This window comes from Enterobacter sp. 4974935, assembly GCF_058661735.1.
Window position 1 is genome coordinate 3,322,197 of sequence record NZ_JBZWGT010000003.1, and the last position, 16,654, is coordinate 3,338,850.

Annotated in this window: 14 protein-coding genes; 6 read left to right on the forward strand and 8 right to left on the reverse strand. The window is 52.5% G+C overall.

Annotated features, from left to right (window positions below; all coding sequences use genetic code 11):
• Positions 1-18: 18 nt before the first annotated feature.
• The 8 genes from AC4OVS_RS17225 to bolA form a co-directional block, all read right to left on the reverse strand.
• Entirely contained in the window at positions 19-399 is a 381-nt protein-coding gene (locus AC4OVS_RS17225) for a helix-hairpin-helix domain-containing protein (RefSeq protein WP_022647249.1), read from the reverse strand.
• A 148-nt stretch (positions 400-547) separates the two neighbouring features.
• On the reverse strand, positions 548-2,419 hold the full coding sequence (gene ppiD / locus AC4OVS_RS17230; protein ID WP_023299452.1) for a peptidylprolyl isomerase: 1,872 nt from the start codon (positions 2,417-2,419) through the stop codon (positions 548-550).
• Positions 2,420-2,631: 212 nt separating this feature from the next.
• The gene (gene hupB, locus AC4OVS_RS17235; RefSeq protein ID WP_002444653.1) at positions 2,632-2,904 is read right to left on the reverse strand and encodes a nucleoid-associated protein HU-beta; all 273 of its coding nucleotides are present in this window, start codon (positions 2,902-2,904) and stop codon (positions 2,632-2,634) included.
• Positions 2,905-3,114: 210 nt separating this feature from the next.
• Positions 3,115-5,469, reverse strand: coding sequence for an endopeptidase La (gene lon, locus AC4OVS_RS17240; protein WP_006809878.1), 2,355 nt, complete (start codon positions 5,467-5,469; stop codon positions 3,115-3,117).
• A gap of 184 nt (positions 5,470-5,653) precedes the next feature.
• Positions 5,654-6,928: an ATP-dependent protease ATP-binding subunit ClpX gene (clpX, locus tag AC4OVS_RS17245; RefSeq protein ID WP_006809879.1), complete on the reverse strand. Its 1,275-nt coding sequence runs from the start codon at positions 6,926-6,928 to the stop codon at positions 5,654-5,656.
• A gap of 127 nt (positions 6,929-7,055) precedes the next feature.
• Positions 7,056-7,679, reverse strand: a complete 624-nt coding sequence (gene clpP, locus AC4OVS_RS17250; RefSeq protein WP_006809880.1) for an ATP-dependent Clp endopeptidase proteolytic subunit ClpP — start codon at positions 7,677-7,679, stop codon at positions 7,056-7,058.
• Between the two features lie 260 nt (positions 7,680-7,939).
• Positions 7,940-9,238 carry a trigger factor gene (gene tig / locus AC4OVS_RS17255; RefSeq protein ID WP_006809881.1) on the reverse strand — a complete coding sequence of 433 codons (1,299 nt, stop codon included), beginning with the start codon at positions 9,236-9,238 and terminating at the stop codon, positions 7,940-7,942.
• 331 nt (positions 9,239-9,569) lie between these two features.
• Complete coding sequence (gene bolA / locus AC4OVS_RS17260; protein WP_003859051.1) at positions 9,570-9,887, reverse strand: transcriptional regulator BolA; 318 nt, start codon at positions 9,885-9,887, stop codon at positions 9,570-9,572.
• Positions 9,888-10,190: 303 nt separating this feature from the next.
• Between bolA and AC4OVS_RS17265 the strand changes: the two genes are divergently transcribed.
• The 6 genes from AC4OVS_RS17265 (at position 10,191) to AC4OVS_RS17290 (ending at position 16,654) form a co-directional block, all read left to right on the forward strand.
• Complete coding sequence (locus AC4OVS_RS17265; protein WP_022647246.1) at positions 10,191-10,769, forward strand: lipoprotein; 579 nt, start codon at positions 10,191-10,193, stop codon at positions 10,767-10,769.
• Between the two features lie 45 nt (positions 10,770-10,814).
• Positions 10,815-12,290: a muropeptide MFS transporter AmpG gene (gene ampG, locus AC4OVS_RS17270; RefSeq protein WP_022647245.1), complete on the forward strand. Its 1,476-nt coding sequence runs from the start codon at positions 10,815-10,817 to the stop codon at positions 12,288-12,290.
• A gap of 478 nt (positions 12,291-12,768) precedes the next feature.
• Positions 12,769-13,716 carry a cytochrome o ubiquinol oxidase subunit II gene (gene cyoA / locus AC4OVS_RS17275; protein ID WP_006809886.1) on the forward strand — a complete coding sequence of 316 codons (948 nt, stop codon included), beginning with the start codon at positions 12,769-12,771 and terminating at the stop codon, positions 13,714-13,716.
• 16 nt (positions 13,717-13,732) lie between these two features.
• Positions 13,733-15,724 (forward strand): cytochrome o ubiquinol oxidase subunit I, encoded by a 1,992-nt coding sequence (gene cyoB, locus AC4OVS_RS17280; RefSeq protein WP_006809887.1) that lies wholly within the window; start codon positions 13,733-13,735, stop codon positions 15,722-15,724.
• A complete protein-coding gene (locus tag AC4OVS_RS17285; protein WP_022647243.1) occupies positions 15,714-16,328 on the forward strand; it encodes a cytochrome o ubiquinol oxidase subunit III in 615 nt (204 codons plus the stop codon). Before cyoB ends, AC4OVS_RS17285 begins: the two co-directional genes overlap by 11 nt.
• A complete protein-coding gene (locus AC4OVS_RS17290) occupies positions 16,328-16,654 on the forward strand; it encodes a cytochrome o ubiquinol oxidase subunit IV (protein WP_006809888.1) in 327 nt (108 codons plus the stop codon). The genes AC4OVS_RS17285 and AC4OVS_RS17290 overlap by 1 nt, the downstream gene beginning before the upstream one ends.

Consider the following 16,654-nt stretch of genomic DNA (forward strand, 5'->3'; position numbering starts at 1 on the left):
GTGCAAGTGATTACGCGATTACAGCGTCAGGTGTGCGAGATTGCGCTCAACCAGCGCGCTGCCCATACCCGGCACCTGCTTGAGATCGTCAAGGGTTTTAAAAGGACCGTACTCCTCGCGGTAGCTAACAATGGCCTGGGCTTTTTTAAGTCCCACACCGTTCATCACGCGCGCGAGCTCTTCTGCCGATGCCGAATTGATGCTGACTCGCGTACCGTCATCCTCTGCACTTTTACCGGCCTCAGTCGCTTTTGATTGCGTATGAGCCTGCGCAGCTGAGTCTGTTTTGGTCTGTGCAGCCTGCGCTTTAGCCGAGGGCGACGCCGCCAGCGCTCCCGCACTCATCCCGGAAGTGGCAATAGCCAGTGTAATTAACAGTGCTTTGATTCCACATTTCATGCTGTTTTCTCCTTGTTTGTTGACAGCCACGCCACGATAGCCGTACGAGAAAACAGGGACAAACAGCAGATTGCAGAAATGGAAAAGGCCGCGAAAGCGGCCTTTAGTTTTTGCAGAGCGTTACGAAAATCTGCGAGCAGGTACGTAATTATTGCTCCTGGGTCACCACATCACCCAGCTTGATTTTGGCTTCTTTACGCAGGTTGCTCATCATCGCTTCGAAAGCAATCTGGGCATTATTCTGGGTAATTCCCTGAACCATGGCCTTCTTCTGCGCGTCTGGCAGCGTGCCGGCTTTGACTTCATCCAGCGCCAGAATCACCACGTTACCCTGCATATCGGTCGTGGTGCCAAAGACAGGTTTGTCTTTCGCCGGCAGGCTCAGACCAAACGCCGCCTGGCTGACAGGATCCTGACCGGTACGGCTCAGCGTTTTGGCTTCGCCAAAGTTCAGGCCAGCCGCTTTCAGTGCATCGTTCTTACCGGCTTTCAGATCGGCCAGAATTTTCTCTGCATCCAGTTTTGCCTGCTGTGCCGCTTTGTTGTGTTTGACCAGCGCCACCACCTGATCTTTCACTTCCGCCAGGGGCTTCACTGCCTCGGCTTTGTGCTCGCTGACGCGCAGTACGAACGCACGGTCACCGTCAACGGTAATGATGTCTGAGTTGCTGCCCGGCGTACCGTTCTCACCTACCAGACCACCATTGAAAATGGCATCTGAAACCGGTTTGAAGTTCAGTTCTTCCGGCAGATTTTCATGGCTGAACCAGCCCGTCTCAACCGCTTTCACGCCAGCAGCCTGCTCAGCGCCCGCCAGTGATTCGTTGTCGTTGCTTGCGGCATCGCTCACTTTCTGTTGCAGAGCATAGAAGGCGTCCAGCGCTTTCTCCTGCTTCACTTTCGCAGCGATATCATCACGAACGTCAGCCAGCGGCTTGGTTTTCGCCGCTACGACATCGTCCAGACGCGCCACCAGGAAGCCAACGGAGGATTTGATTACACCAGACAGTTGGCCTTTCTCTTTAAGACCCGCATTTTTCAGCTCGTCCGGGGTAGTGGAATCTTCCAGCCAGCCCATATCACCACCGTTTTTGGCAGAAATAATGTCGGTGGATTTTGCTTTCGCCACGGTCGCGAAATCAGCGCCTTTGTTCAGCTCGTCCAGCACGGCTTTTGCTTCTGCTTCCGTTTTGGTCTGGATCACGCTGTAACGGTTACGCTGCGGCTGAGTGAACTGATCCTGATGCTGGTCGTAATAAGACTGGATCTCGGCGTCAGTCGCGTTTTTCTGCATCGCAGCTGCATCCAGCTTGATATAGCTTACGCGGAACTGTTCAGGAGAGATGAAGTTGTTCTTGTTTTGCTCATAGTAAGCATTAACTTCAGCGTCGCTAACCTGCTGTTTCGCCGCCAGTGCATTGACATCAATCGTCGCTTCACGCACCACGCGTTGCTGCGCCACCAGTGCCGCCAGCGCTTCAGTTTCGCCTTTCAGCATGAAATCGGTGCCCACCACCGCGTTGATCAGCTGTTGCGTGGTCAACTGGTTACGCAGCGCCTGTGCGTACTGGTCAGCCGTCATCCCCATCTGGTTAACAATGCTGTTGTAACGCGCGTTGTCGAATTTCCCATTAGACTGGAAAGCCTGCGTCGAGAAGATGGCTTTTTTAACCTGCTCATCGCTGATGCCCAGACCGAGGCTTTTCGCGTACTGGTCCAGCAGCGCTTCGTCGATAAGGCGGTTCAACGTCTGCTGACGCAGGTTTTTCATATAGCCTTCGTTGGCTGCAAGTTCAGAGTATTGGTCGCCCAGCTGTTGCTGCATGCGGTTACGTTCACCAGCAAAAGCGTTCTCGAACTGCCCACGGCTAATTTCCTGGCCATTCACTTTTGCGGCGTAGTTCGCGCCACCGCCGATGAGGTAACTACTCACACCGGTCAATATGAACGACACGATAATGATACCGAAAATAATCTTGAGCACGAGACTGTTAGCAGCCGTGCGTAAGCTGTCCATCATGGTGTAACAACACTCCGCTGTAGGTGACTGGTTACCTGACGCTGACGGAAAATCCTGACCGTCGCGCGTAAAGGCGTATTGTGACAAGAAAACAGGGCAATTGTCAGCCCACAACTCGCATAAACTCGCACAAATCAGGTCTGGACAAACAAAAAAGGCACATCAAACGATGCGCCCTTGTACTTTTCAGCTTCCCTGGAGCGGGAAAGCAATCAATTTACTGCGTCTTTCAGCGCCTTACCTGCACGGAAACCCGGCACTTTAGCGGCAGCAATGGTGATCTCTTTACCGGTCTGCGGGTTGCGGCCAGTACGGGCAGCACGCTCTTTAACCGCAAAAGTACCGAAGCCTACCAGTGCAACGTCGTCCCCAGCTTGCAGAGATTCAGTAACAGAAGCAATTAAAGCATCTAAAGCACGTCCAGCTGCAGCTTTAGAAATATCAGCACCCGCAGCAATTTTGTCAATCAGTTGAGATTTATTCACTGTTCTCTTCCTCTCTTTATAATTTATATCGCACCTGAATCCTTCACAGCGCGACCGCGCAGCAGTTATATCAGTCCTGCTATGACCTTACAACACCCGTTGTTGATGGCTAACCCAATCAGCAATCTAAATTAGCTATACAAAAAAAGGCTGGCAAGTACGAAATGACTTACCAGCCTTGTTTTTATTAGCGCTCTTTGCGCGAGGTCACTATTTTGCGGTTACAACCTGCATTCCGGACGGTTCATTTTGCAGTGCGAGAGTCAGAACTTCCTCAATGCGTTTCACCGGATGGATCTGCAAATCGGCAATAACGTTGTCCGGAATCTCTTCCAGATCGCGTTTATTCTCGTAAGGAATCAATACGGTTTTGATCCCACCACGGTGTGCCGCCAGCAGTTTTTCTTTTAACCCGCCGATGGGCAGTACCTGACCACGCAGCGTAATTTCACCAGTCATGGCCACATCAGCACGGACCGGGTTACCCGTCAGGCAGGAAACCAGCGCCGTACACATAGCAATACCCGCGCTTGGGCCATCTTTCGGCGTCGCCCCTTCCGGAACGTGAACGTGAATGTCGCGTTTTTCGTAGAAATCCGGGTTAATACCCAGTTTTTCCGCGCGCGCACGCACCACGGTCAACGCTGCCTGGATGGACTCCTGCATCACTTCACCGAGCGAGCCAGTGTAGGTCAGCTTGCCTTTACCCGGTACACAGGCGGTTTCAATGGTCAGCAGATCGCCACCCACTTCCGTCCACGCCAGTCCAGTCACCTGACCAACGCGGTTTTCGTTGTCCGCACGGCCATAGTCGAAGCGTTGAACGCCGAGGTAAGCATGCAGATTGTCGCCGTTAATCACGATGTGCTTCAGGCTCTTATCCAGCAGCAGCTGCTTAACCGCCTTGCGGCACAGTTTAGAGATCTCACGCTCAAGGCTACGCACGCCCGCTTCACGGGTGTAGTAACGAATAATGCCGACAATAGCGCTGTCCTCAACGGTCAGCTCGTTAGCTTTCAGCGCGTTACGCTCAATCTGCTTCGGCAGCAGGTGCTGCTTAGCAATGTTCAGCTTCTCGTCTTCGGTATAACCGGACAGACGGATCACTTCCATACGGTCCAGCAGCGGTGCCGGAATGTTCATGGAATTCGACGTCGCCACGAACATCACATCGCTCAGGTCGTAATCGACTTCCAGGTAGTGATCGCTGAACGCCACGTTCTGCTCTGGATCAAGCACTTCCAGCAGCGCCGACGCCGGATCGCCACGCATGTCCGAAGACATTTTGTCGATCTCGTCGAGGAGGAACAGCGGGTTTTTGACGCCCACTTTCGCCATCTTCTGGATCAGCTTGCCCGGCATAGAACCGATATAGGTACGGCGGTGACCGCGGATTTCCGCTTCATCACGCACGCCGCCCAGCGCCATACGGATGTACTTACGTCCGGTCGCTTTGGCGATGGACTGGCCCAGAGAGGTTTTACCCACCCCTGGAGGCCCTACCAGGCACAAGATTGGACCTTTGATTTTGTTCACACGGCTCTGTACCGCGAGGTACTCAAGAATGCGGTCTTTCACACGTTCCAGGCCATAGTGGTCGGTATCGAGGATTTCCTGTGCCTGACGCAGGTCTTTTTTGACCTTGCTGCGGGCATTCCATGGAACCTGAACCATCCACTCAATGTAGCCGCGTACAACGGTCGCTTCCGCCGACATCGGAGACATCATTTTCAGCTTCTGCAACTCAGCTTCGGCTTTCTCTTTCGCCTCTTTCGGCATCTTCGCCGCGTCGATCTTACGCTTCAGCGCTTCGTTTTCATCCGGCGCATCGTCCATCTCGCCGAGCTCTTTCTGAATGGCTTTCATTTGCTCGTTCAGATAGTACTCACGCTGCGATTTTTCCATCTGCTTTTTGACGCGGTTGCGAATGCGCTTCTCAACCTGAAGCAGATCGATCTCAGACTCCATCATCGCCATCAGGTATTCCAGACGTTCGTTAACGTCGGACATTTCCAGCACGGACTGTTTGTCAGCCAGCTTCAGCGGCATGTGCGCAGCGATGGTATCCGCCAGACGTGCAGGATCGTCGATGCTGTTCAGCGACGTCAGCACTTCAGGTGGGATTTTCTTGTTCAGCTTGATGTAGCCTTCAAACTGGCTGATCGCGGTGCGTACCAGCACTTCCTGCTCGCGCTCATCAAGTTCCGGTGAATCAAGGTACTCTGCCTTCGCAGAGAAGTGCTCGCCATCGTCTGACAGAGTGGTAATACGCGCACGCTGTAAGCCTTCCACCAGCACCTTCACGGTGCCGTCTGGCAGCTTCAGCATCTGCAAAATAGAGGCCACGGTCCCGACGGTGAAAAGATCGTTTACACCCGGCTCATCCGTTGATGCTTCCTTCTGCGCGACCAACATGATTTTTTTATCATGATCCATGGCGGCTTCGAGGCAACGGATAGATTTTTCCCGCCCTACAAATAAGGGTATGACCATGTGCGGATAAACCACCACATCGCGCAACGGCAATACGGGGATTTCAATGCGTTCAGAACGCTCAGGATTCATAGAGCTCTCTCTTAGTTTAGTGTCCGCCAGGTAAACTGGTCATGTAACTGTGCTTCACACAACCATTAACATGTAATCCAGTATATGGGGATGTTTCCCATACATTCAACGCCATGAATACGGAAAAAGTAAAGGGGAGATAAAATCCCCCCTTTTTGATTAACTGATTGTATGAAATGGTGAATTATTCGCCAGATGCCTGCTGCGCTTCCGGTTTACCGTAAATCAGTAACGGCTTGGTCTGGCCACCAATGACGGACTCGTCGATCACGACTTTTTCGACATCTTCCATAGAAGGGAGATCGTACATCGTGTCGAGCAATGCTGCTTCCACGATAGAACGCAGGCCACGGGCACCGGTTTTACGCGCCATCGCTTTCTTGGCAATCGCGTCCAGTGCTTCGTCACGGAATTCCAGCTCAACGCCTTCCAGATTAAACAGCGCCTGATACTGCTTGGTCAGCGCGTTTTTCGGCTCTTTCAGGATCTGAATCAGCGCGTCTTCGCTCAGTTCGTTCAGGGTCGCCACAACCGGCAGACGGCCGATAAATTCCGGAATCAAACCAAATTTGATCAGATCTTCCGGTTCAACCTGCGCCAGCAGCTGGCCTTCGTTTGGTTTTTCAGACGTAGCTTTCACCGTTGCGCCAAAACCAATGCCGGAGCCGGTTTCCACACGGTGTGAGATCACTTTATCCAGGCCTGCAAACGCACCACCACAGATAAACAGGATCTTGGAGGTATCAACCTGCAAGAATTCCTGCTGCGGATGTTTACGCCCACCCTGCGGTGGAACAGCCGCAACCGTACCTTCAATCAGCTTCAGGAGCGCCTGCTGCACGCCTTCGCCCGAGACGTCACGGGTGATGGATGGGTTGTCTGATTTACGGGAGATTTTGTCAATCTCATCGATATAGACGATCCCGCGCTGGGCTTTCTGTACGTCGTAATCGCACTTCTGGAGCAGCTTCTGGATAATATTTTCAACGTCTTCGCCCACATAACCGGCTTCGGTCAGGGTGGTGGCATCCGCCATGGTGAACGGAACATCCAGCAGGCGCGCCAGCGTTTCCGCCAGCAACGTTTTACCGGAACCCGTAGGCCCGATCAGCAGAATGTTACTTTTGCCCAGTTCCACGCCATTGCTGGTATCGCCGTTACGCAGACGCTTGTAGTGGTTGTATACCGCCACCGCCAGCACTTTTTTCGCCTGCTCCTGACCAATGACATAGTCGTCCAGGTGGTGGCGAATCTCGTGTGGCGTTGGTAACGCGCTGCGCTCACGGTGCGGCGCGACTTCTTTAATCTCTTCGCGAATGATGTCGTTACATAAATCGACGCATTCGTCGCAGATATACACGGACGGCCCGGCAATCAGTTTACGCACTTCATGCTGGCTTTTGCCGCAAAAAGAGCAGTACAGCAGTTTGCCCGAACCATCTTTGCGTTTATCTGTCATGAGTCCAAACCTCTTTTTAAGTTCTATGTGCCGCACATGACGACGCAAATGCCATACTCAGACGCAAGCTGCTTACAGGCAACGTGCCGCCCTAAATTAGTATAGCGGCACACTCGCGTCGCGGGCATCAATTACGATGGGTCAAAATGGAGTCGACTAAGCCGTACTCAACTGCCTCAGGTGCAGACAGGAAGCGATCGCGCTCGGTATCGCGCTCGATCTGCTCGAGTGGTTGACCCGTATGCTGCGCCATAAGTTCATTCATGCGCGCTTTTACTTTCAGAATTTCTCGGGCGTGGATTTCAATATCCGTCGCCTGGCCCTGGTAACCACCCAGCGGCTGGTGAATCATCACGCGGGAGTTAGGCAGGCAGAAACGCTTACCTTTCGCCCCTGCGGTTAACAGGAAAGCCCCCATGGACGCCGCCTGTCCCATACAGATGGTGCTGACATCCGGCTTGATGAATTGCATGGTGTCATAAATAGACATGCCCGCCGTAATCACACCGCCCGGCGAGTTGATGTACAGGTAAATGTCTTTTTCCGGGTTTTCCGCTTCCAGGAACAGCATCTGCGCCACGATCAGGTTAGCCATATGGTCTTCCACCTGGCCGGTCAGAAAGATAACGCGTTCCTTGAGCAGACGGGAATAGATATCGAAAGATCGCTCACCGCGTGAGGTCTGTTCAATAACCATTGGCACCAGCGCCATATGGGGTGCAAAGTTATCTCGTTCGCCACTGTATGACATTTCCGTCTCCTGGTTCAAAATTGAAAACACCTGCTGTACTGATTGTAACCTTATGGACGGATTATCAGCCAGTCTCAATCATCGTGATTACATACTAATGGGGGTCGCCATGCCCTATTTCAAGCATAACAACGTTTTGTTGTAACGCTAACACTGAAAGGGCGTTTTAGCACCCTTCCAGGACTAAAGCTGTGATAAAAAAAACCCGTCGCCGGAGGGCAACGGGTTTTTTGTTCAAACTTTAAACCGTTGGGGCGAAATTACGCCTGCTGGTTCATCAGTTCGGTGAAAGAGGTCTCTTTTTCGGTTACTTTCGCTTTCGCCAGTACCGCTTCAACAGCCTGCTCTTCCAGTGCAACGTTGCGCATGTTGTCCATCAGCTCTTTGTTCTTACCGTAGAACTCGATCACTTCTGATGGATCTTCGTATGCAGAAGCCATCTCTTCGATCAGGCCTTTCACACGCTCTTCGTCAGCTTTCAGCTCGTGGGTACGAATCACTTCACCCAGCAGCAGGCCAACAACAACGCGACGTTTCGCTTGCTCTTCGAACAGCTCGCGTGGCAGTTCCATCGCTTGCTGCTGGTTGCCACCGAAGCGCTGTGCAGCCTGACGGCGCAGAACGTCGATTTCGCTGTCGATCAGGGCAGCAGGAACGTCGATGTCGTTCGCTTTCACCAGACCTTCAATCGCCTGAGACTTCACACGGTTACGTACAGCGCCGTTCAGCTCGCGCTCCATGTTTTTACGCACTTCAGCACGCAGACCCGCAACAGAACCATCTTCCACGCCGAAACGCTTGATGAATTCTTCAGTCAGTTCTGGCAGTTCGCGCTCTTCAACTTTCTTCAGGTTGATGACGAACTTCGCTGCTTTACCTTTCAGGTTTTCAGCGTGGTATTCTTCAGGGAAGGTCACGTCGATGGTAAACTCTTCGCCTGCTTTGTGGCCTTTGATACCGTCTTCGAAGCCTGGGATCATACGACCCTGGCCCATCGCCAGTACGAAATCAGACGCTTTACCGCCTTCGAACTCTTCGCCGTCTACTGAACCGGTGAAGTCGATGGTTACGCGGTCTTCCGCGTCAACAGCGCCTTCTTTCTCTTTCCAGTTCGCCTGCTGCTTACGCAGGGTATCCAGCATGCCGTCAACGTCTTCGTCAGTCACGGAAACGATCGGTTTTTCAACTTCGATTGATTCCAGACCTTTCAGCTCAACTTCCGGGTACACTTCGAACTCTACGGAATAGGTGAAGTCTTCGCCCTGCTTGTATTCACCTGGAACGTAGTTTGGCGCGCCGGCTGGATTGATTTTTTCTTTGATGATCGCGTCGATAAAGTTGCGGCTCATCAGTTCACCCAGCACATCCTGACGCACGGAAGCGCCATAACGCTGAGCAACAACATTCATTGGTACTTTGCCCTTGCGGAAGCCGTCAATACGTACTTTTTTTGCTACGTTGACCAGCTCGCTTTTCACAGCAGTTTCGATGCTGTCAGCAGCGATAGTAATCGTTACACGGCGGCCAAGGCCTTGAGTGGTTTCAACTGAAACTTGCATCTTGTTACCTCAAAAAAATCACAGTGCTCGGTCAACTCTGAATCTGTCTGTTATACCGGGATGCTCTCTTATGTGCAGATTCACATTCCCTGTCGCCAGAATCATCCCGAAGACATTCAATAAGACGCGGCATTATAGCGGCATCACTTAGGTGAGTCGAGAACGGTTGGAGCATGTTGCTGCGGCTTTTTTCACACTTTAAGGCTATTTTTAGCCTTAAAAACGCGCCATCCGCTCAAAACTCAGACAAAACAAAACGGCCCGAAGGCCGTTTTGACGAAATCTGTAAGCAACATACTGGAAAAACTCCGGCGGTTGCAAATCCGATTTATCAGGCGATGGTGCCTGCACCCCGACAAGGCGGTGATGCGAATACCGTATCCTGCAGACCTTCCCATTCCTTAATGGTGTAGGTATGCAGCGCGAGCGCATGTACGGTTGTGGAGAGTTCTTCCGTCAAGGTGCTGTAGATCAAGCGGTGTCGGTTCAGGAAACGTTCTCCCGTGAAGCGATCGCTGACCAGAACCACTTTGAAGTGGCTTTCAGAACCTGCCGGCACGTTATGACGATAGCTTTCGTCGACAACTTCGAGAAACACAGGGTTGAACGCTGCCCTTAATTTTTCTTCTATCTGTTCACGTATCATCATGAAATCACTCCTCCGACAACGCTAAGATGTCACCCATCCCTTTAAATATTAGCCGCTTTTACCGGTTCCATTACACCGTGACAACAAATATTTAGCTTTCGTCTGATTTTCTCATCCAAACGGATGAAGTTCACTATGAGGTTCATACGTTTTGTCATTTACAGGTAGAGAAAAGCGGAAAGGTGGTCAGTTTTCGGACAAGGCGATGAATTTACATGCGTTGACCACTTCCCCTGGCCGTTGGCGATGTTATGATGGCGGCAATTTTTCTCTCTTTGCTTACGATTCGTTGAGAACCCGAAAATGTTAAAAAAAATCTTCTTTCCGTTGGTAGCACTCTTTATGCTCGCCGGTTGCGCAACCCCGCCGACGACCATTGACGTTTCACCAAAAATTACCCTGCCTCAGCAGGATCCAAGCCTGATGGGCGTGACGGTCAGCATTAATGGTGCCGATCAGCGTCAGGACCAGGCGCTGGCGAAAGTGACTCGCGACAACCAGCAGGTTACGCTGACCGCTTCCCGCGACCTGCGCTTCCTGTTGCAGGAAGTACTGGAAAAACAGATGACCTCCCGTGGCTACATGATTGGCCCAAGCGGCGCGGTTGATCTGCAAATCATCGTGAACAACCTGTACGCTGACGTCTCCCAGGGTAACGTTCGCTACAACATTGCGACCAAAGCCGATATCTCCATCATCGCTACCGCGAAGAACGGCAACAAGATGAACAAAAACTACCGTGCAAGCTATTCCGTTGAAGGCGCATTCCAGGCCTCCAACAAAAATATCGCTAACGCGGTTAACAGCGTGCTGACTGACACCATTGCCGACATGGCACAGGACACCAGCATTCACGACTTCATCAAGCAGAACGCACGTTAATCCTGCTGACTGACCCGGTGCTTCACCGGGTCAGTTCATAAGAACATGTCCAGTCACTACTTACGCATTTTCCAGCAACCGAAATCAGCTATTCTGCTGATCCTGGGTTTCGCCTCCGGTTTACCCCTTGCGCTCACCTCCGGCACGTTACAGGCGTGGATGACGGTTGAGAACATCGATCTTAAAACCATTGGTTTCTTCTCGCTCGTCGGCCAGGCTTACGTCTTTAAGTTCCTGTGGTCGCCAGTGATGGATCGCTATACCCCACCGTTCCTCGGGCGCCGTCGCGGCTGGTTAGTGATGACGCAGGTGCTGCTGTTGCTCGCCATTGCCGCAATGGGTTTCCTTGAACCGTCAACGCAGCTGCGCTGGATGGCCGCGCTTGCGGTGGTCATCGCCTTCTGCTCCGCCTCGCAGGACATTGTTTTTGACGCCTGGAAAACGGACGTCCTGCCAGCGGAAGAGCGTGGCGCCGGTGCGGCAATCAGCGTGCTCGGCTACCGCCTGGGTATGCTGGTTTCCGGCGGACTCGCACTGTGGCTTGCTGACCGCTATCTCGGCTGGCAGGGCATGTACTGGCTGATGGCAGCACTGCTGATCCCCTGCATTATTGCCACCCTGTTCGCGCCTGAACCGAGCGATGTGATCCCGGTTCCACGCTCGCTGGAGCAGGCCGTCGCCGCACCGCTGCGCGACTTCTTTGGTCGCAATAATGCCTGGCTGATCCTGCTGCTTATTGTCCTTTATAAGCTTGGCGACGCTTTCGCCATGAGTCTGACCACTACCTTCCTGATCCGCGGCGTCGGGTTTGATGCGGGCGAGGTCGGCGTGGTGAACAAAACCCTGGGGCTGTTTGCCACGATTGTCGGCGCGCTGTACGGCGGCGTATTGATGCAGCGCCTGACGCTGTTCCGCGCTCTGCTGATATTTGGCATACTTCAGGGCGCATCGAATGCCGGTTACTGGCTGCTGTCGATCACCGACAAGAATATGATCAGTATGGGGACGGCGGTATTCTTTGAGAACCTGTGCGGCGGTATGGGCACTGCGGCATTTGTCGCCCTGCTGATGACGCTGTGCAATAAGTCATTTTCCGCTACCCAGTTTGCGCTGCTCTCTGCCCTTTCCGCCGTCGGGCGCGTATACGTTGGCCCCGTCGCGGGCTGGTTTGTTGAAGCCTACGGTTGGCCGACCTTTTATCTCTTCTCGGTGGTGGCGGCCGTGCCGGGGATTTTATTGCTGCTGGTCTGTCGCCAGACGCTGGAATATACCCAGCGGACGGAACACTTCATGCCGCGCACGGAATATCACGCTGCCTATCGGTTTGCCCTGCGTCTGCTAATGGCAGGTTGTCTTGCCCTGGTAGGGTGGCTCACGGTGCTCATCATGAATGCGACTACCGACTTGTCACTTCCTTTTGAAACCCTTCTGCTTGATGCAGGTGTGTTTCTCGCCCTGGCGGGGATCCTGACGGGTGGGATGCTGGATTTCATGTCATTACGAAAGACGCAGATGACATGAAGTAAAAAGCGAAAGGTTATTTCCCGTTGTAATAACAGCCCGAAATTATAACGGTGAAATAACCGCCATCGACAAAAAAAATATTTGTTGTTTTGTGCGGGATAGCATTCGGAAATTATTGGAGCTTATTTCGCTACGCTATTTTTCATTAAACGATTCAGCATTCGAAACATTGAATTTTCGTTTTTTAGTTGTCTTTTTATTGATAATTAATTGTTAACTAATTGTGTGTTTTTCGCAATGGTTATACCAATTGTCCCTTTTGCGGTATGCTGGGACACCCTTTCGTTATAACGCCCACTCCGTGCGGCTTCCGTCTGGAAACGCGACATAATTTGCAACACTTGTGACATGTGCGGCAGAACCCGGTAACACCTTCCTGACACAGGGCTAATGATGTTTACAGTAATGTAACCTTCCCGTAAAATGCCCCCACACTTTAAACGCCACCAGACTCCCGTGGAATTGAGGTCGTTAAATGAGACTCAGGAAATACAATAAAAGTTTGGGATGGTTGTCATTATTCGCAGGCACTGTATTACTCAGTGGCTGCGATTCTGCACTACTAGACCCCAAAGGACAGATTGGACTGGAACAACGTTCATTGATACTGACGGCTTTTGGCCTGATGTTGATTGTGGTTATTCCTGCCATCTTGATGGCTGTTGGTTTCGCCTGGAAGTATCGTGCGAGCAATAAAGATGCGAAGTATAGCCCTAACTGGTCACACTCCAATAAAGTGGAAGCTGTGGTCTGGACGGTACCTATTCTGATCATCCTGTTCCTTGCTGTACTGACCTGGAAAACCACTCACGCACTTGAGCCGAGCAAACCGCTGGTTCACGATGAAAAACCCATTACCATTGAAGTGGTCTCCATGGACTGGAAATGGTTCTTCATCTATCCAGAACAGGGCATTGCTACCGTGAATGAAATCGCCTTCCCGGCGAACACTCCGGTTCAGTTCAAAGTGACCTCCAACTCCGTAATGAACTCCTTCTTCATCCCACGTCTGGGCAGCCAGATTTACGCGATGGCCGGTATGCAGACTAACCTGCATCTGATTGCGAATGAAGCAGGCACCTACGACGGTATCTCCGCCAGCTATAGTGGCCCGGGCTTCTCGGGTATGAAGTTCAAAGCTATCGCTACGCCAGACCGCGCGACTTTCGACCAGTGGGTTGCAAAAGCGAAGCAGTCTCCAAACACCATGTCTGACATGGCGGCGTTCGAAAAAGTGGCTGCACCTAGCGAATACAACAAGGTGGAGTACTTCTCTAACGTGAAACCGAATCTGTTCAAAGATGTTATTGGCAAATTTATGGATCACGGCATGAGCATGGACATGACCCAGCCTGAAGGCGAGCACAACACGCACCAGGGTATGGAAGGCATGGACATGAGCCACGCGGAAACCGCTCACTAAGGGGCCGAGGAAGAAAATGTTCGGAAAATTGACATTGGATGCGGTGCCGTACCATGAACCCATTATCATGGTTACGATTGCTGCAATTATCATTGGTGGCGCGGCCTTAGTTGGCCTGATCACTTACTTCGGTAAGTGGAGCTACCTGTGGAACGAGTGGCTGACTTCGGTTGACCACAAAAAACTCGGCATCATGTACTGCATCGTCGGTATCGTCATGTTAATTCGTGGCTTTGCGGATGCAATCATGATGCGTAGCCAGCAGGCGCTTGCGTCTGCGGGCGAAGCCGGATTCCTGCCACCGCACCACTACGATCAGATCTTTACCGCTCACGGCGTTATCATGATCTTCTTCGTGGCGATGCCGCTGGTAATCGGTCTGATGAACGTTGTCGTTCCGCTGCAAATCGGCGCGCGCGACGTTGCGTTCCCGTTCCTGAACAACCTGAGCTTCTGGTTCACCGTTGTCGGCGTTATCCTGGTTAACCTGTCACTGGGTGTGGGCGAATTTGCTCAGACCGGCTGGCTGGCCTACCCGCCACTTTCGGGAATTGAGTACAGTCCGGGCGTGGGCGTTGACTACTGGATTTGGGCGCTTCAGCTCTCCGGTGTCGGTACCACCCTGACCGGTATTAACTTCTTCGTGACCATCCTGAAGATGCGTGCACCAGGTATGACGATGTTCAAGATGCCAGTATTTACCTGGGCATCTCTGTGCGCCAACGTCCTGATTATCGCGTCGTTCCCAATTCTGACCGTCACCATCGCGCTGCTGACCCTGGATCGCTATCTGGGTACCCATTTCTTCACGAATGATATGGGTGGCAACATGATGATGTACATCAACCTGATTTGGGCCTGGGGTCACCCGGAAGTGTACATCCTGGTTCTGCCGGTGTTCGGTGTGTTCTCCGAAATCGCGGCAACCTTCTCGCGTAAACGTCTGTTTGGTTACACCTCTCTGGTGTGGGCAACCGTGTGTATTACCGTCCTGTCGTTCATCGTCTGGCTGCACCACTTCTTCACCATGGGTGCGGGCGCCAACGTAAACGCCTTCTTCGGTATTACCACTATGATTATCGCGATCCCGACCGGGGTTAAGATCTTCAACTGGCTGTTCACCATGTACCAGGGCCGTATCCAGTTCCACTCAGCGATGCTGTGGACCATCGGCTTCATCGTGACCTTCTCCGTAGGTGGGATGACCGGCGTGCTGCTGGCGGTTCCGGGCGCTGACTTTGTCCTGCACAACAGTCTGTTCCTGATTGCGCACTTCCATAACGTTATCATCGGCGGCGTCGTCTTCGGCTGCTTCGCAGGTGTGACCTACTGGTGGCCAAAAGCGTTCGGTTTCACCCTGAACGAAAAATGGGGCAAACGCGCGTTCTGGTTCTGGATCATCGGCTTCTTCGTGGCGTTTATGCCGCTGTACGTGCTGGGCTTCATGGGGATGACCCGTCGTCTGAGCCAGCAGATCGATCCGCAGTTCCATCCGATGCTGATGATTGCAGCGGGCGGCGCCGCGCTGATTGCCTGCGGTATCCTGTGCCAGCTGATTCAGTACTACGTGTCTATCCGTGACCGTAACCTGAACCGCGACCTGACCGGTGACCCGTGGGGTGGCCGTACGCTGGAGTGGTCTACCTCTTCTCCACCTCCGTTCTATAACTTTGCCGTAGTGCCGCACATTCATGAGCGTGACGCATTCTGGGAAATGAAAGAAAAAGGTGAAGCGTACAAGCAACCTGAACATTACGAAGAGATCCATATGCCGAAAAACAGCGGTGCGGGCATCGTGATTGCCGCCTTCGCAACGGTATTTGGTTTCGCAATGATCTGGCACATCTGGTGGATGGCGATTGTTGGCTTCGCTGGCATCGTAATCAGCTGGATTGTGAAGAGCTTTGACGAGGACGTGGACTACTACGTACCAGTCCGTGAAGTTGAAAAGCTGGAAAACCAGCATTTTGACGAGATTTCTAAAGCGGGGCTGAAAAATGGCAACTGATACTCTGGCGCACTCGACTGCCCACGCGCATGAACATGCGCACCATGATACAGGACCGACGAAAGTCTTCGGTTTCTGGATCTACCTGATGAGCGACTGCATCCTGTTCTGCTGTCTGTTCGCAACCTATGCCGTTCTGGTGAACGGCACAGCGGGCGGCCCGACCGGTAAGGACATCTTTGAACTGCCGTTCGTTCTGGTTGAAACCGCACTGCTGTTATTCAGCTCCATCACCTACGGCATGGCGGCTATCGCCATGTACAAAAACAACAAAAGCCAGGTTGTTTCCTGGCTGGCGTTGACCTGGTTGTTTGGTGCTGGCTTTATCGGGATGGAAATCTATGAATTCCATCACCTGATTGCGGAAGGCTTTGGTCCGGATCGCAGTGGCTTCCTGTCAGCGTTCTTCGCGCTGGTCGGCACCCACGGTCTGCACGTGACCTCTGGTCTGATCTGGATGGCAGTGCTGATGTTCCAGATCTCCCGTCGCGGCCTGACCAGTACTAACCGTACCCGTATCATGTGCCTGAGCCTGTTCTGGCACTTCCTGGACGTGGTATGGATCTGTGTGTTCTCTGTTGTCTATCTGATGGGGGCGATGTAATGAGTCATTCTAACGATCATGGCGCTTCCCACGGCAGCGTAAAAACCTACATGACAGGTTTCATCCTGTCGATCATCCTGACGGTGATCCCGTTCTGGATGGTGATGAACGGTTCTGCATCTAAGCCGGTTATCCTGGGCGCAATCCTGGTGACCGCGGTGATTCAGATTCTGGTGCATCTGGTTTGCTTCCTGCACATGAACACCAAGTCCGATGAAGGCTGGAACATGACGGCCTTTATCTTTACCGTGATTATCATCGCTATCCTGGTAGTCGGTTCCATCTGGATTATGTGGAACCTTAACTACAACATGATGGTTCACTAA

Excerpts from the sequence above, each read along its gene's own strand:
- AC4OVS_RS17265 (WP_022647246.1), top strand. The coding sequence starts at position 10,191 with ATGTTAAAAAAAATCTTCTTTCCGTTGGTAGCACTCTTTATGCTCGCC.
- clpP (WP_006809880.1), bottom strand. The coding sequence starts at position 7,679 with ATGTCATACAGTGGCGAACGAGATAACTTTGCACCCCATATGGCGCTG.
- cyoB (WP_006809887.1), top strand. The coding sequence starts at position 13,733 with ATGTTCGGAAAATTGACATTGGATGCGGTGCCGTACCATGAACCCATT.
- ppiD (WP_023299452.1), bottom strand. The coding sequence starts at position 2,419 with ATGATGGACAGCTTACGCACGGCTGCTAACAGTCTCGTGCTCAAGATT.
- lon (WP_006809878.1), bottom strand. The coding sequence starts at position 5,469 with ATGAATCCTGAGCGTTCTGAACGCATTGAAATCCCCGTATTGCCGTTG.
- tig (WP_006809881.1), bottom strand. The coding sequence starts at position 9,238 with ATGCAAGTTTCAGTTGAAACCACTCAAGGCCTTGGCCGCCGTGTAACG.
- bolA (WP_003859051.1), bottom strand. The coding sequence starts at position 9,887 with ATGATGATACGTGAACAGATAGAAGAAAAATTAAGGGCAGCGTTCAAC.
- clpX (WP_006809879.1), bottom strand. The coding sequence starts at position 6,928 with ATGACAGATAAACGCAAAGATGGTTCGGGCAAACTGCTGTACTGCTCT.
- cyoA (WP_006809886.1), top strand. The coding sequence starts at position 12,769 with ATGAGACTCAGGAAATACAATAAAAGTTTGGGATGGTTGTCATTATTC.
- AC4OVS_RS17290 (WP_006809888.1), top strand. The coding sequence starts at position 16,328 with ATGAGTCATTCTAACGATCATGGCGCTTCCCACGGCAGCGTAAAAACC.
- AC4OVS_RS17285 (WP_022647243.1), top strand. The coding sequence starts at position 15,714 with ATGGCAACTGATACTCTGGCGCACTCGACTGCCCACGCGCATGAACAT.
- AC4OVS_RS17225 (WP_022647249.1), bottom strand. The coding sequence starts at position 399 with ATGAAATGTGGAATCAAAGCACTGTTAATTACACTGGCTATTGCCACT.
- ampG (WP_022647245.1), top strand. The coding sequence starts at position 10,815 with ATGTCCAGTCACTACTTACGCATTTTCCAGCAACCGAAATCAGCTATT.